Source organism: Tropicimonas sp. IMCC34043 (genome assembly GCF_003390845.1).
Classification (GTDB): domain Bacteria; phylum Pseudomonadota; class Alphaproteobacteria; order Rhodobacterales; family Rhodobacteraceae; genus Tropicimonas.
In genome coordinates this window covers 379,784-401,322 of record NZ_QMEK01000001.1, presented here as the reverse complement: position 1 = coordinate 401,322, position 21,539 = coordinate 379,784, and the positions used below count along the sequence as shown (strand labels likewise).

Below are 21,539 nucleotides of genomic sequence, written 5' to 3'. Positions count from 1 at the left end.
CGGCAATGACGCCGCAGATAAGGGCAGATACACCCAGTGCCTCTGGCGACGGCCCCAGCGAAGCCCTAGATTTGCGCCATGTCACCGCCCCCGCCCCGCCCGCTGCCTCCTGCCCTGGCCGACTGGTTCGGGGCGCGCGGCTGGGCGATACACCCCCACCAGCAGGCCATGCTCGACCGCGCCGGATCGCCCGCGCTGCTGCTGATTGCGCCCACCGGCGGCGGCAAGACGCTGGCAGGCTTCCTGCCGACGCTGACCGAGCTGGCCGAGGCCCCGCGACCCGGCCTTCACACGCTCTATATCTCGCCGCTCAAGGCGCTGGCCGCCGACATCCGCCGCAACCTGACCGGGCCGGTGGCCGAGATGGGCCTTGCCATCCGGATCGAGGATCGCACCGGCGACACCTCGGCCACGGCCAAGAAACGCCAGCGCGCCGACCCGCCGCACATCCTGCTGACCACGCCCGAATCGCTCGCGCTGCTGACCTCCTACGAGGATGCGCCACGCATGTTCGCGGGTCTGTCGCGGGTCATCGTCGATGAAATCCACGCGCTTGCAGAATCGAAGCGCGGCGACCAGTTGATGTTGGCGCTGGCCCGGCTGCAGACGCTGGCGCCGGGGCTGCGCCGGGTCGGGTTGTCCGCGACGGTCGATGACCCGGCCAGCATCGGCCGGCTGATGGCGCGCCACCCCGACCCGGTCGAGATCCTGCAGGCCGACCCTGGCCCCGCCCCCGACATCGCCATGCTCGCCACCGCCGCCCCGCCGCCCTGGGCCGGCGGTGGCGGCCGGCATGCGATCCCCGAGGTGCTGGCGCAGGTCAAGGAACACCGTACCACGCTGATCTTTCACAACACCCGCGCCCAGGCCGAGATCTTCTTTCACCACCTGTGGCTCGCCAACACCGATGACCTGCCGATCGGCATCCACCACGGATCGCTGTCGCGCGAACAGCGCGAGCGGGTCGAGGCGGCGATGGTGGCCGGACAGTTGCGCGGTATCGTCTGCACCGGCTCACTCGATCTCGGCATCGACTGGGGCGATGTCGATCTGGTGATCCAGGTCGGCGCACCGAAGAACGTCAAGCGGCTGGTGCAGCGGATCGGGCGCGCCAACCACCGCTATAACGCGCCGTCAAAGGCACTGCTGGTGCCCGCAAACCGCTTCGAGATCGTCGAATGCCAGGCCGCGCTCGAGGCCGCCTGCGAGGGCGATCTGGATGGCGAGCCGCGCGGACCCGGCCCCCGTGACGTACTTTGCCAGCACATCCTGATCGCCGCCTGCGCCGGGCCGTTCGACGCAGCCGCGCTGTTTGCCGAAATGACCACGGCGGGTGCCTATGCCGGGCTGACGCGGGCCGACTTCGACGCCTGTCTCGAATTCTGCGCCACCGGCGGCTATGCCTTTCGCGCCTATGACCGCTGGCAACGGTTGATGCGCCGGGCGGACGGTCTGTGGCAGTTGCGCGATCCGCGCTCGGCCCAGCGGATCCGCATGAACATCGGCACGATCCAGGATACCGACACGCTGAAGGTGCGCCTGAAGGGGCGCGGCGGCGCGCCCTTGGGCGAGGTCGAGGAGGCATTTGCCGCGAGCCTCACCCCCGGCGACAGCTTTCTGATCGGCGGCCGGATCGTGCGCTATGAGGGCCTGCGCGAGATGACCGTCGAGGTCACGCGCCACGTTGCGAAAAAGCCCAAGGTGGCGGTCTTCGCCGGCACCAAGTTCGCCGCCTCGACCCGGCTGATGGACCGCATCCTGACCATGTTCCGGCAAGACGACTGGCCCGCCCTGCCCGCGCACACGCGCGACTGGCTGCACCTGCAGCGCGAGGTATCGCGCCTGCCCGAACGCAACCGGCTGCTGGTCGAGAGCTTCCCCCACGACCGCATGGCCCATACCTGCGTCTATGGCTTTGCCGGGCGCAACGCGCAGCAGACGCTGGGGCTTTTGCTGACCCGGCGGATGGAGGATCTGGGGCTAGCCCCGCTCGGCTTCGTCTCGACCGATTATGCCACGCTGATCTGGGGGTTGGAGCCGCTGCAGGACGCCGCGGCGCTGTTTGCCCGCGACAGGCTGACAGACGGGCTCGACACCTGGCTTGCCGGCAACGCGGTAATGAAGCGGACCTTCCGGGCCTCGGCCACCATCGCGGGGCTGATCGAACGCAACGTGGCCGGGGCACGCAAATCCGGCCGGCAGGCGACGTTCTCCTCCGACATCCTTTACGACACACTGCTGAAATACGACCCGGGTCACCTGCTGATGCAGATCACCCGCGAAGAGGCGCTGCGCGGGCTGGTGGATTTCGGCCGGATCGAGGAGATGCTCGACCGCGTCGGGTCCCGCATCGACCACGCCAGGCTGAGCCGCGTGACACCGCTGGCCGCGCCGCTGCTGCTCGAAATCGGCACGGTGCCGATTGCCGGACAGGGCCGCGAACGCCTGCTGGCCGACGAGGCCGCACGGTTGATGCAGGAAGCGGGCCTTGCGCCCTGAGGGACCGCGCTGCCGCCACCGCAGCGGCCCGTTGGCCCCGCGCTACCGCTTCTTGCGCCGGCTGAAATTCCCGCCGCGCTGCCCGGGCCGGCCGGCGGTCGACCGCCCCTTGCCCTTCACCGCCGCCTCGGCCGCGGCCTCGACCGCCGACTGGCGCGCCAGCGGATCGTCGGACACGGCAAGATCGACTGCCTCCAGCCGCCGCACCTCGTCGCGGATCCGGGCGGCTTCCTCGAATTCGAGGTTCTCGGCCGCCTTGCGCATCTGGTCGCGCAGCCCGTTCAGATGTGCTTCGAGGTTGGCGCCATGCATCGGCGCATCGATCTTGGCAGTCACCCGGGCCATGTCGACGTCGCCCTGATAGAGCCCTTGCAGGATGTCATCGACGTTCTTGCGGATCGTCTCGGGCGTGATCCCGTGTTCCACGTTATAGGCGATCTGCTTGGTGCGCCTGCGATCGGTCTCGTTCAGCGCGCGTTCCATCGACCCGGTGATCCGGTCGGCATACATGATCACCCGGCCCTCGGAATTTCGCGCCGCCCGGCCAATGGTCTGGATCAGCGAGGTTTCCGAGCGCAGGAATCCCTCCTTGTCGGCATCGAGGATCGCAACCAGCCCGCATTCGGGAATATCGAGCCCCTCGCGCAGCAGGTTGATCCCGACCAGCACGTCGAAGGCCCCGAGACGGAGATCGCGCAGGATCTCGATCCGTTCGATCGTGTCGATGTCGGAGTGCATGTAGCGGATGCGGATGCCCTGTTCGTGCATGTATTCGGTCAGATCCTCGGCCATGCGCTTGGTCAGCGTCGTGACCAGTGTGCGCATGCCGCGCGCCGTCACCTTGCGGACCTCGTCCAGCAGATCGTCGACCTGGGTGGTGACGGGGCGGATCTCGACCTCGGGGTCCAACAGGCCGGTGGGGCGGATCACCTGTTCGGTAAAGACGCCGCCCGCCTGCTCCAGCTCCCACGCCGAGGGGGTTGCCGAGACGAACACCGACTGCGGCCGCATCGCATCCCATTCCTCGAACTTCAGCGGGCGGTTGTCCATGCAGGACGGCAGGCGAAAGCCATGCTCGGCCAGTGTGAACTTGCGCCGAAAGTCGCCGCGATACATCCCGCCGATCTGGGGCACCGAGACGTGGCTTTCGTCGGCAAAGACGATGGCGGTGTCGGGGATGAATTCGAACAGCGTCGGTGGCGGCTCGCCCGGCGCGCGGCCCGTGAGATAGCGCGAATAGTTCTCGATCCCGTTGCAGACGCCGGTCGCCTCCAGCATTTCGAGATCGAAGTTGGTGCGCTGTTCCAGCCGCTGCGCCTCCAGCAGCTTGCCCTCGTCGACAAGCTGCGCAAGGCGCTGTTTCAGCTCGGCCTTGATGCCGGCAATGGCCTGTTTCATTGTCGGCTTCGGGGTCACATAGTGGGAATTGGCATAGACCCGGATCTTGTCGAAACTGTCGGTCTTGGCGCCTGTCAGCGGGTCGAACTCGGTAATAGATTCAAGCTCTTCGCCGAAAAAGCTCAGCCGCCAGGCGCGGTCTTCAAGGTGGGCGGGCCACAGCTCCAGCACATCGCCGCGCACGCGAAAGCTGCCGCGCTGGAACGCCTGATCGTTGCGGCGGTATTGCTGGGCGATCAGGTCGGCCATGATCCGGCGCTGGTCGTATTCCTGGCCCGCCTGCAGATCGAGCGTCATCGCCATGTAAAGCTCGGGCGAGCCGAGGCCATAGATGCACGAGACCGAGGCGACGATGATCACATCGTCGCGTTCCAGAAGCGCCCGCGTGGCCGAGTGGCGCATCCGGTCGATCTGTTCGTTGATCTGCGATTCCTTCTCGATGTAGGTGTCCGAGCGCGCGACATAGGCCTCGGGCTGATAATAGTCGTAGTAGCTGACGAAATACTCGACCGCATTCTCGGGAAAGAAGTGCTTGAATTCGCCGTAAAGCTGGGCCGCCAAGGTCTTGTTCGGGGCGAGGATGATCGCCGGGCGCTGCGTCTCCTCGATCACCTTGGCCATGGTAAAGGTCTTGCCGGTGCCGGTCGCGCCCAGCAACACCTGATCGCGCTCGCCGCCCCTGATCCCGCCCGACAGTTCGGCAATGGCGGTCGGCTGGTCGCCGGCGGGTTCGAACCCGGCATGCAGGACGAACCGCTTGCCGCCTTCCAGCTTTTCGCGGCGCTGCCCGGCGGGCGCCGGGGCGTTCAGCAACGGTGAGGTCGGTTCGGCACGGGGATCGGACATGGGGGAGGACTCGTCTGGCTGCATGCTCAATGTGATCCTGTTTTGTTCCATGTCAACCGGCCGCCGAACGGCGGCGGCGTCACAAAGGCCCGCTTTCACCGGGACCGAGACAGATTGGCCCCTTGCGACCGACGCTCGCCATGGTGATATGTCTGCGCACAGCGAAGGAGAGACAAGGCCGATGCGCGCGCGAATCTATCAGCCAGCCCGGAACGCCATGCAGTCGGGCATGGGCAAGACCCATCACTGGGTGCTGGAGATGGTTCCCACCGAAGCCCAGCAACTCGACCCCTTGATGGGCTGGATCGGCAGTGCCGACACCGACCGCCAGGTGAAGCTGCGGTTCCATACCCGCCAGGAGGCAGAGGACTACGCCCGCGAGAACGGGATCGACTTTGTCACGCTGCAGCCGAAGACCCGCAAGCCGAACATCCGGCCCCGCGGGTATGGCGAAAACTTCGCCACCGACCGCAGAACCCCCTGGACCCACTGATCCTTGCCCATCCTGCGCCGGAGAAGCCACTTGATTTCCGGCGCCGGTTTCGGGCATGGGACATGACTGCTGCCCGGGGCAACCCGTGCGTCAGCGGCCCCGTAGCTCAATTGGATAGAGCGGGCGACTTCTAATCGCCAGGTTGAGGGTTCGATTCCTTCCGGGGTCGCCAAACGCACATCAAGGCAACGCCATTTCCGGGACTTCGGATGGCGTTTCGGGTCAGACTCCGGGTCGCGCGCCGGGTCCCGCCTTGTTCCGATCCGGCGATTACCTGCTGCCATTCATCCGCACGGCCCCCCTACCCTGACCGGGCAGTCCCGAATCGCGTGGGGAATCGTATTGTGTCCCGGCCCTTGGCGGCGCAATCCGGCCAGATCCTTGCCGCCTCAGCCGCCCACACCCCGAAACCATGCACCGCCATGCACGCCCCCCGCCGGTGGCCGACACCGGCGTTGCGCGATCCCTGCACAAGGCACGGCAGAGGCGCCGGGACCCACGCAGAGGGCACGCCGGAAATCCGCGGCCTCGGCGCATTTTCCACTTGAAGAGCGCGGACGGGGCCGCTACATCCTCGCCCACTCTAGGATGCGGGCGTAGCTCAGGGGTAGAGCATTACCTTGCCAAGGTAAGGGTCGGGCGTTCGAATCGCCTCGCCCGCTCCATAGAGTGGCAGACAGCGGCACAGGATGGTGCCGTTTGACGCCCGGTCGCGGTGGGCCGTTCCTGCCGCAAACTCTCTGATGCGGGCGTAGCTCAGGGGTAGAGCATTACCTTGCCAAGGTAAGGGTCGGGCGTTCGAATCGCCTCGCCCGCTCCAGAGAGAATTTCCCTTCGATAAGTGTCGTGGCGGTCGCGGACATCCTGTCCCGCGCGCCTCGGGCCTTGGAACCGGCCGCGGCCGGCGCTATGGAGCGCAGGTCAGCCAGCGGAGGCCCCAATGCGCAAGGCACAGATCGAACGGTCCACCACCGAGACCAGGATCGCCGTCGAGATCGACCTCGACGGATCGGGCAACTACGATTGCCATACCGGCGTCGGATTTTTCGACCACATGCTGGAACAACTGGCGCGCCATTCGCTGATCGACATGACCGTCCGCGCCGAGGGCGATCTGCACATCGACGATCACCACACGGTCGAGGACACCGGCATCGCGCTTGGCCAGGCGCTAATGCGCGCGCTCGCCGACAAGCGCGGCATCCGCCGCTATGGCGCCTGCCTGCTGCCGATGGACGACACGCTGGTGCGCGCAGCCCTCGATCTGTCCGCCCGGCCCTGGCTGGCGTGGGACGTGGAATTCCCGACCCAGAAGATCGGAAGCTTCGACACCGAACTGGTGCGCGAATTCTTCCAGGCGCTCTCGACCCACGGCGGCATCACGCTGCATGTCGACGCGCTGCGCGGGATCAACAGCCACCATATCGCCGAGGCGGCGTTCAAGGCCGTGGCCCGCGCCCTGCGCGAGGCGGTCGAGCCCGACCCGCGCAAGTCGGACGCCATCCCCTCGACCAAGGGGGCGCTGTGACATGCCGCTGACGGTCCTTGTCGACTATGAAAGCGGCAACCTGCACTCGGCCGAAAAGGCGTTCCAACGGGTCGCGCGCGAAATTGGCGCCGGCGAGGTGATCGTCACCTCGCGGCCCGAAGACGTGCTGCGCGCCGACCGCATCGTGCTGCCGGGCGACGGCGCCTTCCCGGCCTGCAAGGCCGCCCTTGCCGGGCATTCGGGCCTTTACGAGGCAATCGAAGAGGTCGTGCGCGTCAAGGGAAACCCCTTTCTCGGGATCTGCATCGGCATGCAGATGATGGCGACGCTCGGTCGCGAATACCGCGACACCGACGGCTTCGACTGGATCGGTGGCGAGGTGGTGCCGATAGAGCCGTCCGAGCCCACGCTCAAGGTGCCGCACATGGGCTGGAACGATCTGGTGCTGACCACGGCCCACCCGGTTCTCGACGGGCTCGAAACCGGCGATCACGCCTATTTCGTCCATTCCTACCAGGTCAGGGTCAAAGACCCGGCCCATCGCCTCGCCTTTGCCGATTATGGCGGCGAGGTGACGGCGATCATCGGCCGCGACAACATGGTCGGCACCCAGTTCCACCCGGAAAAAAGCCAACGCGCCGGGCTGAAGCTGATCGCCAACTTCCTCGCCTGGGCCCCCTAGAATTCGGCACGCCGCAAGACAATCTCGCGGCCCGCAGCTTCTTCTGTTTCCAGATATCCCCGCCGGAGGCTCCCGCCCCCGGCACCCTCTCCCACGCTCCGATTGCTTTGCATTCGCCGCTCTGGCGTGGCAGAGACCGCCGCAGACAAGAAATCCGGGAGGGCCCCGAGAATGATCCTCTACCCCGCGATCGACCTCAAGGACGGTCACTGCGTGCGCCTGCTGAAGGGCGACATGGACAAGGCCACGGTGTTCGGCGACGACCCGGCAGCCCAGGCGCGCCGCTTTGCCGACGCGGGCTGCCAGTGGCTGCACCTCGTCGATCTGAACGGCGCCTTCGCCGGCCGACCGGTGAACGGCGCCGCGGTCGAGGCGATCCTTGCCGCCGTCGAGGTCCCAGTGCAGCTCGGCGGCGGCATCCGCAGCCTCGAGACCATCGAGATGTGGCTGACCAAGGGCGTGGCAAGGGTGATCCTTGGTACCGTTGCGGTCGAAGACCCGGATCTGGTGCGCAAGGCCGCCTACGAATTTCCCGGCCGCGTCGCCGTCGGGCTCGACGCCCGGGATGGCATGGTCGCGACCCGCGGCTGGGCCGAAACCACCGACATCTCGGTGACCGACCTCGCCCGCCAGCTCGAGGACGCCGGGATCGCCGCCATAATCTACACCGACATCGACCGCGACGGCGCCATGCAGGGACCGAACGTCGCCGCGACCGCGGCGCTGGCGCGGGCGACACTGGTGCCGGTCATTGCCTCTGGCGGGGTCTCCTCGCTTGCCGATCTGACCGCGCTGCGCGACGTCGGCGGCATCGCGGGCGCGATCTCGGGCCGCGCGCTCTATGACGGCGCACTGGACCTTGCCGAGGCGCTGGCGGTGCTCAAGACCTGACGCAAGCCCGGCCAGGGCCACGCCACATCGCCGCCGGTGCTTCTTCTGTTCGAAAATATCCCGGGGGAGTCGCGGCTTGCCGCGACGGGGGCAGCGCCCCCATGTTCCCCCGGGATCAAACCACACAGCGGTTTCCCCGCCGCGAGACTTGCACTAGAACGGCGCTGCAATCCGAGGATTCCGCCATGCTCAAGACCCGCATCATCCCCTGCCTCGACGTGAAGGACGGCCGCGTCGTCAAGGGTGTGAACTTCGTCGACCTGATCGACGCCGGCGACCCGGTCGAGGCCGCCAAGGCCTATGACGCCGCGGGCGCCGACGAGCTGTGTTTCCTCGACATCAACGCCACCCACGAGAACCGGGGCACGATGTACGACCTTGCCACCCGCACGGCCGAGCAGTGCTTCATGCCCTTGACGATCGGCGGCGGCGTACGCACCCCCGAGGACGTGCGCGCCCTGCTGCTTGCGGGCGCCGACAAGGTCAGCTTCAACTCCGCTGCCGTGGCCGACCCCGACGTCGTGGCACGCGCCGCCGAACGCTTTGGCAGCCAATGCATCGTGGTCGCCATCGATGCCAAGACGGTGGCCCCGGGGAAGTGGGAGATCTTCACCCACGGCGGACGCCGCCCGACCGGGATCGACGCGGTGGAATTCGCAAGAACCGTGGTCGCCAAGGGCGCGGGCGAGATCCTCTTGACCTCGATGGACCGCGACGGCACGCGGGCGGGCTTCAACATTCCGCTGACCCGCGCGATCAGCGATGCGGTGCATGTCCCGGTCATCGCCTCGGGCGGGGTCGGCACGCTCGACCATCTGGTCGAGGGCGTAACGTTGGGCGGGGCGAGTGCCGTTCTTGCCGCGTCGATCTTCCATTTCGGCGACTTCACCATCCGCGAGGCGAAGGACCACATGGCGGCAGCGGGGATCCCGGTTCGGCTGAACTGATCTGCGGCGCCGCGGGGGGCCAGCCCCCCGCACCCCCCGGGATATTTATGAACAGAAGAAGAGGCTGAGCGATGAATGCGATCGAGCGTCTGGCCCGGGTAATCGAGGCCCGCGTGGGAGCGGATCCCGAAAGCTCCTGGACCGCGAACCTGCTGGCACGCGGCCCCGAGAAATGCGCCGAGAAGTTTGGCGAGGAAGCGGTCGAGGCGATCATCGAGGCGGTGAAGGGCGACCGCGAACGCCTGATTTCGGAGGCTGCGGACACGCTCTATCACCTGCTGGTCATGTGTGCGGCCCGCGACGTGACGCTGGCAGAGATCGAGGCCGAACTGGCGCGGCGCGAGGGCGTCTCGGGCATTGCCGAAAAGGCAGCGCGTCAGGACTGAGCGGCGTCGATCTGCGCGCGCGTGGCACTGCCGAAGAGGCGCGGAAAATCGATCCGGGGGCATCGGTCCTCGATCACGGTAATGCCACGGGACCTCGCTGTCGCGGCGGCTTCGGCATTGCGGATGCCAAGCTGCATCCAGACCGTGGAAAGGCCGGGGATGGCATCGAGTGCCTCGACAACCACGGGAAGGACATCCCCGGCGCGACGGAAGATGTCGACCATGTCGACCGGCTCGGCAATGTCGGACAGCCTGGCGACCACCGGGGCGCCGAACAGATGCTGCCCGGCGAGGCCCGGGTTGACCCCGATCACGCGGTAGCCCCGATCCGCCAGGAATTGCGAGACATAATGGCTCGGCCGGGCGTGGTTGGCCGAGGCGCCAACGCAGGCAATCACCCGTGTCCGTCGGAATATCTGGCGCAGGATGTCGTCGAGCTCAGTCATGACAGCGTTCTGCCAAGAAAAAGGCGCCCGTGCAAACGGGCGCCAGGTATGGAACGAGGGACAGTGCAGCGAGTTGCGGTGTTCCAATTTCGCAACTCATGCAAGAAATGTAGGCTGTGCGCGTCAACATCCAAGACCTTGTAATGAAACTGTGATGGGGTCGTGAGTTTGACGCGCGTAAAGGGGTGTCCCGTTCAATCCGGGCGACCGTCGATCTGATCGAGCCATTCGCCGGACCGCGACTTTTCCGGGCTCTCGCGCTGCCCGCCGGCCTTCGCCTTTTCGGCACTGCGGACCCCGGGCCCACGCGCGGCGCGCTTTCTGGTTTTCCCGGGCTTTTCAGACCACTGATATGGGCACCGCAGTTGGCACAGTTCAACCTCTCATGCCCGGCATCCGGCACCAGCGCAGCGCAGCGCACGCGCCGCAACGGCAGCAGGCGACACGCCTGGTGGGACGAAACATCACTCCGCCCGCGGCAGCGGCCGGGTGGCATAGAGAGCGAGGGCGGCAGCGTTCGAGACATTGAGCGAGCCGAAGGCGCCCGCGGCCTCGATCCGTACCAGCCGGTCGCAGGTCGTGCGGGTGCGGTCGCGCAGGCCCGGCCCCTCGGCCCCGAGCACCAGCCCCAGCGGCAGATCCGCGACCTCGGCCGCTGCCTCGGACAGCCCGGTCTCGGCCTCGCCATCGAGCCCGAACAGAAGATAGCCCATCTCGCGCAGCTCCAGCATCGTGTCGGCGAGGTTCCGGACCCGGACATAGGGCTGACGTTCCAGCGCGCCCGAGGCGGTCTTGGCCAGGGCGCCGGTTTCGGGTGCCGAATGCCGTGCCGGGGCGATCACCGCCCGCGCACCGAACACCTCGGCCGAGCGCAGGATCGCGCCGACATTATGCGGGTCGGTGACCCGGTCGAGCAGGACGACGCGCGGCGAGCCCGCGCCCGGCTCGCAGAGCGCGCGGACCCCGCCCCAGTCGAGCGGCCGCACCTCGACCGCTGCCCCCTGGTGGACCGAGCCGGGGTCGAGCGGCGCCGGAAACCGGCGCGGATCGGCAATCTCGGGCTCCATGCCGGCAAACGCTATCGCCTCGCCCAGCCTGTCGGCGGCATTGCGGGTCAGCACCAGCCGCAGGCGCTCGCGCCCCGGGTTCATCAGTGCATCGCGCACGGCATGCATACCGAAGAGCCACAGCGTCTCGGCCTCGGCTCCGCGGCGGGCACGTTCCTTTTCGATCACCCAGGCGGGTTTCTTCATCTTGCGGCCTCCATTCCCCGGTCCTGCCCCGAGCCGCGGGCGTTGGCAAGGGGCAGGGTTGCGCCCGGGCGCCATCGGACAACGCGGCCGACGCCGATTTTCCTGTTGACCCCGAATCTCGCTTTGGCTATCCCCGCCCAGCGTCGGGCGACGAGCTGCAAGGTGCGGCAGCGGACTGTAACTCCGCCGGGGAGACCCATGCCTGGTTCGATTCCAGGGTCGCCCACCACGCGCAGTGGTAAGGCACTGTATTTTGGTGACCTTGTTTGGTCCGCCAGTGTTTTCCCGGCAATGTACCCCAGATACGCAGGACGAGGTCTCGCAAGACATTGCGACAGACCGATTGTCCTCCGGATCCCGCGTGTGGCGCCGCCCAATTTGCCTCATCCCGGTTTCGGGATCATGTGACGAGGCGACTCAGTGTTGAGCCCGTCTTCCCCCAGTTCTTGCGGCCACAGCTTCCGAACGGCGCCACTGCTCTCCGGTCTCAAAGGAGATCCGGGCGCGACCGCCGCCACGGGGTTCGACGCCCGGGCGGTGGTCAAGGCCGTTCGAAGCGGCCACGGAAACCTTCAGTCGATCTCAGCAGTCAGCAACTACGTCCTGCCGCTGCCGGCCCAGCCCGTCGATCCCCAATTCGACGACATCGCCGGGTTTGAGGTAGCGCGGCGGCTTCATGCCCATCCCCACGCCCGGTGGGGTACCGGTGGAAATCACGTCGCCCGGATGCAGCGTCATGAACTGTGACAGGTAGCTGACGACATGGGCGACACCGTAAACCATCGTCCGTGTCGACCCGTTCTGCACCTTCTCGCCGTTCACGGTCAGCCACAGCTGCAGGTCCTGCGGGTCGGCGACCTCGTCCCTGGTCACCAGCCAGGGGCCGATCTGACCGAAGTTGTCGCAGCTTTTGCCCTTGGTCCATTGACCGGCGCGTTCGGTCTGGAACGCCCGCTCGCTGACGTCATTTGCCACGGCATAGCCCGCGACGTGATCCATCGCCTCCGCTTCCGGGACGTATTTGGCAGGCTTGCCGATGATGACGGCCAGTTCGACCTCCCAGTCGGTCTTTTCGCTGCCGCGCGGGATGACGATCGGGTCGTTCGGCCCGCAGATGGCCGAGGTCGCCTTCATGAAGATCACCGGTTCCGGCGGAACGTCCATGCCGGATTCGGCGGCGTGGTCGGCATAGTTCAGCCCGATGCAGATGAATTTGCCGGTGCCGGCCACACAGGGCCCGAGCCGCGTATCTCCAGCCACCTTTGGCAGGCTGTCGGGGTCGGCCGCGGCGATCCTTGCCAGCCCGTCAGGGTGCAGCACCGCCCCCGCCAGATCGGGCACCAGGCCCGACAGGTCGCGGATGCTGCCGTCTGTGTGCAGCAGGCCGGGCTTTTCGGCCCCGGCAGGCCCGTAACGCAGGAGTTTCATCTCAGGTCCTTCAGATTGTCCAGCCGCCGTCGATGCAAACGGCCTGACCGGTGGTATAGGTTGCCGCCGCAAGATAGACAGCCAGATCGGCGATTTCCTCGGCCTCTCCGATGCGACCCATGGGCTGACGGGCGATGAATTCGGCACGGGCCTTGTCATAGTCGCCGGTGCCCGTCAGGCGCTGGTCGAGCGACGGCGACTGCACGGTGCCGGGGCAGATCGCGTTGCAGCGGATCCCCTGCCCCACGAAGTCTGCCGCGACGGATTTCGTCAGGCCCAGCACTGCCGCCTTGGTTGCAGAATAGGCGCATCGGTTCGGCACGCCCTTCAGGCTCGACGCGACAGAGCTCATGTTGAGGATGCAGCCCTCGGTGCGGTCGAGCATGCCCGGCAACACGGCACGGATCATCCGCACCATCGCCTTGACGTTCAGATCGAAGGCGAAGTCGAGATCGCCCTCGGGCATGTCCAGTATGCTGCCGTTGTGCACGACGCCCGCGCAATTGAACAGCACGTCGATCTTCCCGATTGCCGCACAAAACGTCTGCACCGACTCCCCATCCAGCACGTCGAGCCTGTGGGTGGTGCAACCGTCGAGCCCTGCGAGACCCGCCTCGTTGATATCGGTCGCATGCACGACAGCACCCGCGCGGGCAAAGGCCAGCGCAGTGGCCCGCCCGATCCCCTGCGCCGCCGCGGTGACAAGCACGACCTGTCCGGTCAAATCCTTCATGGAAGCTCCCCTTTCTGACGATCCTGTGGCGACGAAGGCTGGCCATGCAGCGGCTTGCGGGTCAGTGAAATCCCGGCCGGCGGCGCCCCGATACAGACGATGCGACAGGTCATGCTGCCTCCAGCCCGTAAAAGCGTGTCGCCGTGCCGCCATGGACCGCACGGCGTTCGGCCTCGGACAGGCTGCGGAAAAGCCGGTCCGACGCAGCGCACCAGAGGCCATAGTCCCCGGCCAGATTCAGCACCGGCCAGTCGCTGCCCCACATCGCGCGATCCGCACCGAAGCACGACAGGACATGGTCAACGACCGGACGCAGGCTGGCGGCGCTCCAGCCCGCCCCCGCCTCGTTGGCAAGGCCCGAGATCTTGCACATCACCTGCGGCAGCGCGGCAAGCCGTGCCATGCCGGAACGCCAGTCCTCACCGGGGTCTGCACCCCCGGCGATGACGGGTTTGGCACAATGATCGATGACAATCGGTAGCTCCGGCACCTGCTGCGCGACCTCTGCCAGCACCCCCAGATGGCGCGGCGTCACCAGCGCGTCGAGCCGCAGGCCGCGACCCGCCAGCGCGCGCAGGTTGGCGACGACGCTCGGCTGCGCGATCCAGTTCGTGTCGGCGATGTCCTGCAGCATGGGCCGGACACCTTTGAACGCTGGGTTCAGGCAGAGGCGGTCCAGCGTTTCCGGCGCCGCGGGGTCTGCAAGATCGACCCACCCGACCACGCCCCTGATGAAGGCGTGATCCTGCGCGAGCGAGAGCAGGAATTCCGTCTCGGCCACGGTCGCTGCGGCCTGCACGACGACCGTGCCGGCAATGACGTGACGGTGCAGCAAGGGCTCCAGTTGCGAGGGCAGGATATCGTGACGGATCGCCGCCACCTCGTCGGTCATCCAGTCATAGTCGCCGCGGGCGATCTTCCAGAAATGCTGATGGGCGTCGATACGGTCGGCTTGCGCCATCTGCAGTCCCCCTCGTTTGCTCGCTTGACTCGTAATGTTTTGTATAATTAAAAACAATGCAACGGAATGCCGACGCCGTCAATGCTCGGAACAAGAGGAAGCCCGATGCAGCCAACCCCCATCCTCCAGTTTGGCACCAGTCGCTTTCTGCAGGCACATGTCGATCTGTTCGTGTCCGAGGCGATGGCCGAGGGTCAGGACGTGGGGCCGATCACGGTGGTGCAAAGCTCTGGCGATCCGGCCAGGGCGCGGCGGTTGCAGGGCCTTGTCGGTGCCTATCCGGTCAGGATCGAGGGTCTGGCCAATGGAGCCAAGGTGCAGCAGCAGGTGAGCGTCCGCAGCATCGCGCGAACCCTGTCGACGGCCACCGACTGGGACGCGATCACCCGCACCTTCGTCAATGAGGCAGAGTTCGTGGTCTCGAACACGGGCGACGCAGGCTATGCGCCGCAACCGGCCGATACCGCGGCGACGTTCGAACAATCCATGTCCTACCCCGCCAAGCTGCTGTGCCTGCTGCGCGCACGTTACGCCGCCGGGGCCGCCCCGATCCAGATCATGCCGATGGAACTGATCGCCGACAATGGCGCGGTCCTCAGACAGCGCGTTCTTGACCTCGCAGCCGATGATCCCGCAGCGCTGCGTGACTGGCTGCAGAATGACGTGCTCTGGGTGAACTCTCTGGTCGACCGGATCGTGTCCGAACCGCTGGAACCTGCCGGCGCGGTGGCCGAACCCTATGCGCTCTGGGCCATCGAGGATCAGCCGGGCCTGCGCCTGCCCTGCCGCCATCCCTCCATTCAGGTCCTGCCGTCGCTGGCGCAGATCGAAGCGCTGAAGCTGTTCGTTCTGAACCTCGGGCACAGCTTTCTGGCGGATCGCTGGCGCATGGCACAGGGGCCGGACGATGTGCTGGTGCGCCAGTTGATGGCGGACCCCGTGACGCTTGGCGCGCTGAACGCCGTGTTGCAGGACGAGGTTCGCCCGGCCTTTGTGGCAGCCGGCCTGTCCGAGGCTTTCGATGCCTATGTCGTCACCACCCGCGACCGGTTCGCCAATCCGTTCCTCGACCACCGCATTGCGGATATCGCGCAGAACCACGGACAGAAGGTCGGTCGCAGGATTGCGGCGATGCTGGACTGGGCCCGCGCGCAGGGCGACCTTTCGGCCAAGCCCACGCTGTCGGCCATCGTCGCCCGCAACACGGACATGGCATCATGAAACGGAACCGGATCGGCCAGACCGATGTCCACGTGACCGCGCTGTCGTTCGGGGGCGCGAGCATTGGCAACCTTGGTGGCGTCGTCAGCGAGGACGATGCCCGCGCGGTCCTGCAACACGCCTGGGACGCCGGGATCCGCTATTTCGACACGGCGCCGCGCTATGGCCGTGGCCTGTCGGAACAACGTCTCGGCGCCTTCCTGCGGGGCTTGCCCCGTTCCGACTATGTGCTGTCGACCAAGGTCGGGCGCGTCCTGTCGCCCGGACCGCAGATGGCCGAAGCCGATGGCTTCGTCGACCCGCTTCCCAACGCGGTACGCTATGACTATTCCGCCGACGGCATCCGGGAAAGCTTCGCGCAAAGCTGCGAACGGCTCGGGACCGATCACATCGACATCGTCTATGTCCACGACATCGGCGATTACACCCATGGCGCCGCCGAGGGCGCACGTCACATGGACGATCTGCTGGGCTCCGGCATGGGTGCCCTGAACGATCTCAGGCAATCCGGGCGGATCGGCACGATCGGACTCGGGGTGAACGAGTGTCAGGTCTGCATCGACGTGATGCGGCACAGCCCGCTTGACGTGATCCTTCTGGCGGGACGGCTGACCCTGCTCGACCGCAGCGCCGAGGAGGGTCTGCTGGAGCTTTGCAGCGCACAGGGCACCAGTCTGGTGCTGGGCGGCATCTTCAACTCCGGCATTCTCGCGACCGGGCCGCAGCCCGGCGCATGGTTCGACTACGCCCCTGCGTCGCAGGCCATTCTGGACCGTGTGAGGGTGTTGCAGGATCGGGCCGGCGCGTTGGGTCTGACCCTGGCGGAGGCCGCATTGCAGTTCGCGCTGCACCAACCTCAGGTCAGTTCCATCCTGCTCGGCACGGGCAAGGTGCGGTCACTACAACGCAATCTTGATGCCGCGGCCCTGACCTTGTCGGATGCGGCGCTCGACTTCGTCACCACCTAATCCGTGTGGCTGTTGGCCTTCAGCGCCTTCAGCAGCGTCTGCTTCGACGTCGCCAGATGGCACAGCGCTGCCGCCTGCGCCCGCTCCGGGTCGCGACTGCGCAAGGCATCGATATAGGCCAGATGTTCCTGGATCGCGTCGGCGTTGCGTGTCCGTTCGTCCGCCTTGTTCCACTGGAAGTGATAGTGGAACACGAGCGAGATCACCTTCTGGAACTCTTTCACGAAACGGTTCGTCACGACGCTGTTGATCGCCTCGTGAAACCTCTCGTCGAGAAGCGAGAAGTCGTGGAAGTCGCGCTCGATCCGGTTCAGCAGCCCCAGATGCGCCTGCTCCAGCGCGTCGAGCTGTCCCCAGATCCGGTGCTCTGGCGGCAAGGCCACCAGATGCCGGACCGAATTGAGTTCCAGCAGCGTGCGGAAATCGGACAGTTCGAGCGCGTATTCCCTGGTGAATCCGTGCAGCACCCAGCCGCCGCGGGGGCGGCGCACGACGATCCCGAACCGCGACAGCGACGACAGGAATTCCTGCAGCGTGTGCGGCGCGACGGCAAAATCCTTGGCCAGTTGCGCCACGTTGAGCGCCGTGCCCGGTGGCACATCCATCCGCAGCACCCAGTCGAGGAACCGCCCCTCGAGTTCTTCGATGGTCAGCAGGGTCGCGGGTCTTTCCAGGCGGTCCTGCGGTGTCGTCCGCCGCCGTATCACCTTTTCACGGCCGTCGATTGCAATGAGCCCGATCTCGTCCAGCCGTGCCAGCACGCTGCGAACGACGGTCCGGCTGACCCCGAGATCGGCGGCGAGCAGGTTTTCGGACTGCAGGGTTTCGCCGATTTCCATTTTATCGCAGATGGTTAGAAGTTTGTTGTGAGCCTCGACAAATCGCGAGTTGTTGCGTGCCATGGGTCCGTCGTCCTCTTCGGTCTGCGCCGATCGTATCTGTTTATATGTGCTGTTCAGAAAACATTAAAAACATTTGACGCCTCTTCATAGGCCTCGCTATGTTTATTATAATAAAAACCATAACCAGTCGGGAGGAGACGACAGGATGTCAGACTTGCAGGCGCAGCGGATATCGCGCCTTCGCCTTGGAGGTGCAGCGCTGCACAAGCTGTCGGCTGTCGCCACACTGCTGCTGCTCGTCATGGCCTTTTCCTTCTCCAGCCCGGCGTTCCTTTCGGTCAACAATGGCCTGACGGTCCTGTTGCAGACCGCCGTGATCGGCCTGCTGGCAATCGGAATGACGATGGTCATCATCACCGGCGGCATCGACCTGAGCGTCGGTTCCGTGCTGGCCCTGTCCGGCGTCATTACCGGTCTTGCAATCAAGGCAGGTCTGCCGGTCCTGCCGGGGATGGCTCTGGGCGTTCTGACCGGCGCTCTGTGCGGGGCGGTGAACGGTCTGGTCATCACCAGAATGCGGATCACGCCTTTCGTTGCCACCCTCGGGATGATGATGATTGCGCGCGGTCTGGCGCTGCAACTGACCGGCGCCGCGCCGATCAGCCGTCTTGGCGAGAGCTTTGGCCTGCTGGGCAACGGATCGTTCTTTCGCGTCGTCGAGACGCAAGCCAACGGCTTTCCCAAAGTGATCTTTCCCGGCATCCCCTATCCCGCCGTCCTGCTGCTGGTCGTGGCGTTGTTCGGGTCCTACGTGCTGACCCGGCGGCAGGTCGGGCGGCATATCCTGGCAGTCGGGTCCAACGAGGAAGCGGCCCGGCTGTCGGGCGTCAACGTCGCTCGCACCAAGATCTGGGCCTATACCGCATCGGGCGCCCTGGCCGGTCTGTCGGGCATGGTCCTGATGTCGCGCCTCGTCACGGTGCAGCCGAACGAGGGCGTCATGTACGAGCTCGACGCCATCGCCGCCGCCGTGATCGGTGGCGCGTCGCTGATGGGCGGGGTCGGCAGCATCTCGGGCAGCATGATCGGGGCATTCATCATCGGCGTGTTGCGCAACGGTCTGAACATGGCCGGCACCAGCGCCTTCATCCAGCAGATCATTATCGGAATCGTGGTCATCGGCGCGGTCTTCATCGACCAGATCCGCAACCGCAACTGAACGTCACGACCCAAGCTTCATCAGGGAGGAAACCATGAAGACCATTGTTACCGCAGCACTGACCACCGGGATCATCGGGCTGACTGCATCGGTCGCCACCGCCGGTGAAATCGCCGTCATCGTGAAGACGACGAACTCCAATTTCTGGCAGAACGTCAGCAAGGGCGCCGATGCCGCAATCGCGGGCCAGAGCGAACATACCCTCAGCTTCAACGGCCCGGCATCCGAAGCCGCCGTAGCCGATCAGGTGGCGCTGGTGGAAAACGCCATCAACCGCGGCGTGTCGGCCATCGTGCTGGCCCCCTCCGATCCGGATGCGCTGGCCCCCGTCGTCAAGCGCGCATTCGAGGCGGGCATCCCGGTCGCAATCATCGACAGCATGCTGGCCGAAGGCAACGAGGGCTACTATCAGACCTTCCTGTCCACGGACAATTGCGCCGCCGGTGAACTCGCCGCCCAGACGATGATCGATGCCGCCGGCAGCACCGGAAAGGTCGCCGTCATGTCCTATGTCGCGGGCGTCGGATCGGAAATCGGCCGCGTCGGCTGCTTTGTGGACTATCTCGCCAAGAACTCCGAGATCGAGATCGTCGGTCCGTTCTATTCGCAGTCGCAGATGGCGACCGCACTGAACCAGACAACCGACATTCTGGCCTCGAACCCCGACCTGGTCGGGATCTTCGGTGCCAACGAACCGACGGCCATCGGCATGGGCCGTGCCATCGAACAGGCCGGCAAGGCCGGTCAACTGACCGCCATCGGCTTTGACGGCAACGCGGACCTGCAGGACATGGTCAAAAGCGGCACGCTGCTGGCGACCGCCGTGCAAGGCTCGTTCCAGATGGGCGAGCTGGGCGTGCAGGCCGTGATGGGCGTGCTTGCCGGCGAGACGGTCGAACCCTTCATCGACACCGGCGTCGTCATGGTGACGAAGGACAACATCGACAGTCCCGAAGCGCAGAACGTTCTCTACTGACCCGTTCAGGTCCAGCGCGGTGACCGCGCTGGCCCCTTCCCCATGCCCACAGGTTTCCCATGATTGACACGGTCGCGCGCCCGACACCGATGGTCGAGATGTCGAGGATCTACAAACACTTCGGTGGGTTGCACGCCGTCGAGGACGTTTCTGTCGACCTCTATCCCGGCGAGGTCGTGGGCGTTCTCGGCCACAACGGTGCGGGCAAATCCTGCCTGATGCAGATCCTGTCCGGTGCCCTTGCCGCCAGCGACGGCCAGATCTTCGTCAACGGCGAAGAGATCACGCTGACCTCTCCGCAGGATGCCCGCAAATACGGGATCGAGACGATCTATCAGACGCTGGCGCTCGCCAATCATCTGGACGCAGCCGCAAACCTGTTTCTGGGGCGGGAACTGAAGACCCGCTTCGGCAATCTGGACGACGCGCGCATGTTCGCCGAGGCAAAGGCCGCCTTGCGCCAGTTGAACCCCAATTTCACCAACCTCAAGGATCCGGTGTCGTGCCTCTCCGGTGGTCAGCGGCAGGTGATCGCGATTGCCCGGGCCATCTATTTTCAGGCCAAGGTCCTGATCATGGACGAACCGACAGCCGCACTTGGCCCGTCGGAAACCGCGATGGTGTCCAACCTGACGCTGCGCCTGAAAGACGAGGGGATCGGGATCTTTCTGATCAGCCACGACATGCACGACGTCTTCGATCTCTGCGACCGGGTGGTCGTGATGAACAAGGGCCGCAACGTCGGATCCTTCCGCATCGAAGACGTGAACAAGGACGACGTCCTGAGCCTGATCATCAAGGGCACCCTGCCCGACGACTGGACCCCGAGAGGCACAACCAAATGAGCGCGAAGACGATGAAGGTCGGCGTTGTCACAGCCCCCGGAACGTTCGAGGTGCAGGATCGCCCGTTGCCGGTGGCGGCCCCCGATGGCTGGGTCCTGATCGAGATCTGCGCGGTCGGGGTCTGCGGTACCGATTACCATATCCTCGAAGGCAAGCATCCCTTCCTCGCCTATCCCCGCATCATCGGGCACGAGTTGAGCGGACGCGTCCTGCAGGATGGCAACGGCTGGGCCGAGGGCGATCTTGTGGTCGTGAACCCCTATCTGTCCTGCGGCACCTGCCGCGCCTGCATCCGGGGCAAACCGAACTGCTGTTACAACATTCAGGTGCTGGGCGTGCATCGTGACGGCGGTCTGGCGAGGCGTCTGGCGGTGCCGGCGGAAAACCTCTATCCCGCCGACGGCCTGTCGCCGCAACAGGCCGCGATGGTCGAATTCCTTGCCATCGGCGCCCATGCGGTGCGTCGATCCGAGGTCGCGGCAAGGGACCGGGTGCTGGTCACCGGCGTCGGACCCATCGGGATCGGCGCGGCCCTGTTTGCGCGGCTGACAGGGGCCGAGGTTTCCCTGCTGGACCACAGCCCGGACCGGTTGCGGATGGCGCAGGACCGGTTCGGGTTCGCCAGCGGCCACCTGTCCGTCGATGCGGCAATCGCCGCGACGCATGGCGAAGGTTATGACGTCGTCTTTGACGCCACCGGCCATGGCGGCGCGATCGAGGCGGGCTTTGCCGCCGTCGCGCACGGCGGATCCTATACGCTGGTCAGCGTCGTCAAGGACGACATCACCTTCCACGACCCTGACTTCCACAAGCGCGAGTTGCGCCTGATCGGCAGCCGCAACGCATTGCGGGCGGATTTCGACTGGGTCATCGCGGCATTCGGCGCCGGAGATATCGACGCCGCGGCGCTGTGTTCCAGTCAAGTGAGCCTCGACGCATTCGCCGCGACCTTCGGTGAGCTCGCGGCGGATCGGTCGAGCCTGATCAAGGTCATCGTCCAGATGCAGTCGTGAAGG

Annotated in this window: 20 protein-coding genes and 4 tRNA genes; 17 read left to right on the top strand and 7 right to left on the bottom strand. The window is 65.9% G+C overall.

Annotation, left to right across the window (positions count from 1 at the left end; genetic code table 11):
* The first annotated feature begins 78 nt into the window (after positions 1 to 78).
* A complete protein-coding gene (locus DQG17_RS01820; protein ID WP_116131041.1) occupies positions 79 to 2,499 on the top strand; it encodes a ligase-associated DNA damage response DEXH box helicase in 2,421 nt (806 codons plus the stop codon).
* Between the two features lie 42 nt (positions 2,500 to 2,541).
* On the opposite strand, the gene uvrB is transcribed toward DQG17_RS01820, so the two are convergent.
* Entirely contained in the window at positions 2,542 to 4,743 is a 2,202-nt protein-coding gene (gene uvrB / locus DQG17_RS01815) for an excinuclease ABC subunit UvrB (protein ID WP_116131040.1), read from the bottom strand.
* A gap of 181 nt (positions 4,744 to 4,924) precedes the next feature.
* On the opposite strand from uvrB, the gene DQG17_RS01810 reads away from it, so the two are divergent.
* From DQG17_RS01810 to DQG17_RS01770, 9 genes are all read left to right on the top strand, one after another.
* Positions 4,925 to 5,236 (top strand): ETC complex I subunit, encoded by a 312-nt coding sequence (locus tag DQG17_RS01810; RefSeq protein ID WP_116131039.1) that lies wholly within the window; start codon positions 4,925 to 4,927, stop codon positions 5,234 to 5,236.
* Positions 5,237 to 5,331: 95 nt separating this feature from the next.
* Positions 5,332 to 5,408: transfer RNA gene (locus tag DQG17_RS01805), tRNA-Arg, on the top strand.
* A 418-nt stretch (positions 5,409 to 5,826) separates the two neighbouring features.
* Positions 5,827 to 5,901 (top strand) — tRNA-Gly (locus DQG17_RS01800).
* Positions 5,902 to 5,981: 80 nt separating this feature from the next.
* Positions 5,982 to 6,056 (top strand) — tRNA-Gly (locus DQG17_RS01795).
* A gap of 120 nt (positions 6,057 to 6,176) precedes the next feature.
* The gene (gene hisB / locus DQG17_RS01790; protein ID WP_116131038.1) at positions 6,177 to 6,764 is read left to right on the top strand and encodes an imidazoleglycerol-phosphate dehydratase HisB; all 588 of its coding nucleotides are present in this window, start codon (positions 6,177 to 6,179) and stop codon (positions 6,762 to 6,764) included.
* A gap of 1 nt (position 6,765) precedes the next feature.
* The gene (gene hisH, locus DQG17_RS01785) at positions 6,766 to 7,407 is read left to right on the top strand and encodes an imidazole glycerol phosphate synthase subunit HisH (protein ID WP_116131037.1); all 642 of its coding nucleotides are present in this window, start codon (positions 6,766 to 6,768) and stop codon (positions 7,405 to 7,407) included.
* Between the two features lie 171 nt (positions 7,408 to 7,578).
* The gene (hisA, locus tag DQG17_RS01780) at positions 7,579 to 8,298 is read left to right on the top strand and encodes a 1-(5-phosphoribosyl)-5-[(5-phosphoribosylamino)methylideneamino]imidazole-4-carboxamide isomerase (RefSeq protein ID WP_116131036.1); all 720 of its coding nucleotides are present in this window, start codon (positions 7,579 to 7,581) and stop codon (positions 8,296 to 8,298) included.
* Between the two features lie 185 nt (positions 8,299 to 8,483).
* The gene (gene hisF / locus DQG17_RS01775; RefSeq protein ID WP_116131035.1) at positions 8,484 to 9,245 is read left to right on the top strand and encodes an imidazole glycerol phosphate synthase subunit HisF; all 762 of its coding nucleotides are present in this window, start codon (positions 8,484 to 8,486) and stop codon (positions 9,243 to 9,245) included.
* A 71-nt stretch (positions 9,246 to 9,316) separates the two neighbouring features.
* Entirely contained in the window at positions 9,317 to 9,631 is a 315-nt protein-coding gene (locus DQG17_RS01770; protein WP_116131034.1) for a phosphoribosyl-ATP diphosphatase, read from the top strand.
* Here DQG17_RS01770 and DQG17_RS01765 read toward each other — a convergent pair.
* A complete protein-coding gene (locus DQG17_RS01765; RefSeq protein WP_116131033.1) occupies positions 9,622 to 10,077 on the bottom strand; it encodes a CoA-binding protein in 456 nt (151 codons plus the stop codon). The two genes, DQG17_RS01770 and DQG17_RS01765, sit on opposite strands and share 10 nt — an antisense overlap.
* 464 nt (positions 10,078 to 10,541) lie before the next feature.
* The gene (locus DQG17_RS01760; RefSeq protein ID WP_116131032.1) at positions 10,542 to 11,330 is read right to left on the bottom strand and encodes an RNA methyltransferase; all 789 of its coding nucleotides are present in this window, start codon (positions 11,328 to 11,330) and stop codon (positions 10,542 to 10,544) included.
* A gap of 145 nt (positions 11,331 to 11,475) precedes the next feature.
* Here DQG17_RS01760 and DQG17_RS21575 point away from each other — a divergent pair.
* Positions 11,476 to 11,559, top strand: a tRNA-Tyr gene (locus DQG17_RS21575).
* 353 nt (positions 11,560 to 11,912) lie between these two features.
* On the opposite strand, the gene DQG17_RS01755 is transcribed toward DQG17_RS21575, so the two are convergent.
* The 3 genes from DQG17_RS01755 to DQG17_RS01745 all read right to left on the bottom strand — a co-directional run bounded on the left by DQG17_RS01755 (position 11,913) and on the right by DQG17_RS01745 (position 14,452).
* Entirely contained in the window at positions 11,913 to 12,758 is an 846-nt protein-coding gene (locus tag DQG17_RS01755) for a fumarylacetoacetate hydrolase family protein (protein ID WP_116131031.1), read from the bottom strand.
* Positions 12,759 to 12,768: 10 nt separating this feature from the next.
* Complete coding sequence (locus DQG17_RS01750) at positions 12,769 to 13,491, bottom strand: SDR family oxidoreductase (protein ID WP_116131030.1); 723 nt, start codon at positions 13,489 to 13,491, stop codon at positions 12,769 to 12,771.
* A 109-nt stretch (positions 13,492 to 13,600) separates the two neighbouring features.
* Positions 13,601 to 14,452, bottom strand: coding sequence for an amidohydrolase (locus DQG17_RS01745; RefSeq protein WP_116131029.1), 852 nt, complete (start codon positions 14,450 to 14,452; stop codon positions 13,601 to 13,603).
* A 105-nt stretch (positions 14,453 to 14,557) separates the two neighbouring features.
* Here DQG17_RS01745 and DQG17_RS01740 point away from each other — a divergent pair, with 105 nt between their 5' ends.
* A complete protein-coding gene (locus DQG17_RS01740; RefSeq protein WP_116131028.1) occupies positions 14,558 to 15,673 on the top strand; it encodes a mannitol dehydrogenase family protein in 1,116 nt (371 codons plus the stop codon).
* Positions 15,670 to 16,641, top strand: a complete 972-nt coding sequence (locus tag DQG17_RS01735; protein WP_116131027.1) for an aldo/keto reductase — start codon at positions 15,670 to 15,672, stop codon at positions 16,639 to 16,641. The genes DQG17_RS01740 and DQG17_RS01735 overlap by 4 nt, the downstream gene beginning before the upstream one ends.
* On the opposite strand, the gene DQG17_RS01730 is transcribed toward DQG17_RS01735, so the two are convergent.
* Positions 16,638 to 17,543: a GntR family transcriptional regulator gene (locus DQG17_RS01730; RefSeq protein WP_116131026.1), complete on the bottom strand. Its 906-nt coding sequence runs from the start codon at positions 17,541 to 17,543 to the stop codon at positions 16,638 to 16,640. The two genes, DQG17_RS01735 and DQG17_RS01730, sit on opposite strands and share 4 nt — an antisense overlap.
* A gap of 145 nt (positions 17,544 to 17,688) precedes the next feature.
* Here DQG17_RS01730 and DQG17_RS01725 point away from each other — a divergent pair, with 145 nt between their 5' ends.
* The 4 genes from DQG17_RS01725 to DQG17_RS01710 are packed head-to-tail and all read left to right on the top strand — an operon-like array spanning position 17,689 to position 21,536.
* A complete protein-coding gene (locus tag DQG17_RS01725; protein ID WP_116131025.1) occupies positions 17,689 to 18,702 on the top strand; it encodes an ABC transporter permease in 1,014 nt (337 codons plus the stop codon).
* A 34-nt stretch (positions 18,703 to 18,736) separates the two neighbouring features.
* Entirely contained in the window at positions 18,737 to 19,678 is a 942-nt protein-coding gene (locus DQG17_RS01720; protein WP_116131024.1) for an ABC transporter substrate-binding protein, read from the top strand.
* Between the two features lie 59 nt (positions 19,679 to 19,737).
* Entirely contained in the window at positions 19,738 to 20,523 is a 786-nt protein-coding gene (locus DQG17_RS01715) for an ATP-binding cassette domain-containing protein (RefSeq protein WP_116131023.1), read from the top strand.
* Positions 20,520 to 21,536, top strand: coding sequence for a zinc-binding alcohol dehydrogenase family protein (locus DQG17_RS01710; protein ID WP_198666007.1), 1,017 nt, complete (start codon positions 20,520 to 20,522; stop codon positions 21,534 to 21,536). Before DQG17_RS01715 ends, DQG17_RS01710 begins: the two co-directional genes overlap by 4 nt.
* Positions 21,537 to 21,539: the final 3 nt, after the last annotated feature.

What these genes read in the sequence shown, in the direction of transcription:
- DQG17_RS01820 (WP_116131041.1), top strand. Translation starts at nt 79, where the DNA reads ATGTCACCGCCCCCGCCCCGCCCGCTGCCTCCTGCCCTGGCCGACTGG.
- uvrB (WP_116131040.1), bottom strand. Translation starts at nt 4,743, where the DNA reads ATGTCCGATCCCCGTGCCGAACCGACCTCACCGTTGCTGAACGCCCCG.
- DQG17_RS01810 (WP_116131039.1), top strand. Translation starts at nt 4,925, where the DNA reads ATGCGCGCGCGAATCTATCAGCCAGCCCGGAACGCCATGCAGTCGGGC.
- hisB (WP_116131038.1), top strand. Translation starts at nt 6,177, where the DNA reads ATGCGCAAGGCACAGATCGAACGGTCCACCACCGAGACCAGGATCGCC.
- hisH (WP_116131037.1), top strand. Translation starts at nt 6,766, where the DNA reads ATGCCGCTGACGGTCCTTGTCGACTATGAAAGCGGCAACCTGCACTCG.
- hisA (WP_116131036.1), top strand. Translation starts at nt 7,579, where the DNA reads ATGATCCTCTACCCCGCGATCGACCTCAAGGACGGTCACTGCGTGCGC.
- hisF (WP_116131035.1), top strand. Translation starts at nt 8,484, where the DNA reads ATGCTCAAGACCCGCATCATCCCCTGCCTCGACGTGAAGGACGGCCGC.
- DQG17_RS01770 (WP_116131034.1), top strand. Translation starts at nt 9,317, where the DNA reads ATGAATGCGATCGAGCGTCTGGCCCGGGTAATCGAGGCCCGCGTGGGA.
- DQG17_RS01765 (WP_116131033.1), bottom strand. Translation starts at nt 10,077, where the DNA reads ATGACTGAGCTCGACGACATCCTGCGCCAGATATTCCGACGGACACGG.
- DQG17_RS01760 (WP_116131032.1), bottom strand. Translation starts at nt 11,330, where the DNA reads ATGAAGAAACCCGCCTGGGTGATCGAAAAGGAACGTGCCCGCCGCGGA.
- DQG17_RS01755 (WP_116131031.1), bottom strand. Translation starts at nt 12,758, where the DNA reads ATGAAACTCCTGCGTTACGGGCCTGCCGGGGCCGAAAAGCCCGGCCTG.
- DQG17_RS01750 (WP_116131030.1), bottom strand. Translation starts at nt 13,491, where the DNA reads ATGAAGGATTTGACCGGACAGGTCGTGCTTGTCACCGCGGCGGCGCAG.
- DQG17_RS01745 (WP_116131029.1), bottom strand. Translation starts at nt 14,452, where the DNA reads ATGGCGCAAGCCGACCGTATCGACGCCCATCAGCATTTCTGGAAGATC.
- DQG17_RS01740 (WP_116131028.1), top strand. Translation starts at nt 14,558, where the DNA reads ATGCAGCCAACCCCCATCCTCCAGTTTGGCACCAGTCGCTTTCTGCAG.
- DQG17_RS01735 (WP_116131027.1), top strand. Translation starts at nt 15,670, where the DNA reads ATGAAACGGAACCGGATCGGCCAGACCGATGTCCACGTGACCGCGCTG.
- DQG17_RS01730 (WP_116131026.1), bottom strand. Translation starts at nt 17,543, where the DNA reads ATGGCACGCAACAACTCGCGATTTGTCGAGGCTCACAACAAACTTCTA.
- DQG17_RS01725 (WP_116131025.1), top strand. Translation starts at nt 17,689, where the DNA reads ATGTCAGACTTGCAGGCGCAGCGGATATCGCGCCTTCGCCTTGGAGGT.
- DQG17_RS01720 (WP_116131024.1), top strand. Translation starts at nt 18,737, where the DNA reads ATGAAGACCATTGTTACCGCAGCACTGACCACCGGGATCATCGGGCTG.
- DQG17_RS01715 (WP_116131023.1), top strand. Translation starts at nt 19,738, where the DNA reads ATGATTGACACGGTCGCGCGCCCGACACCGATGGTCGAGATGTCGAGG.
- DQG17_RS01710 (WP_198666007.1), top strand. Translation starts at nt 20,520, where the DNA reads ATGAGCGCGAAGACGATGAAGGTCGGCGTTGTCACAGCCCCCGGAACG.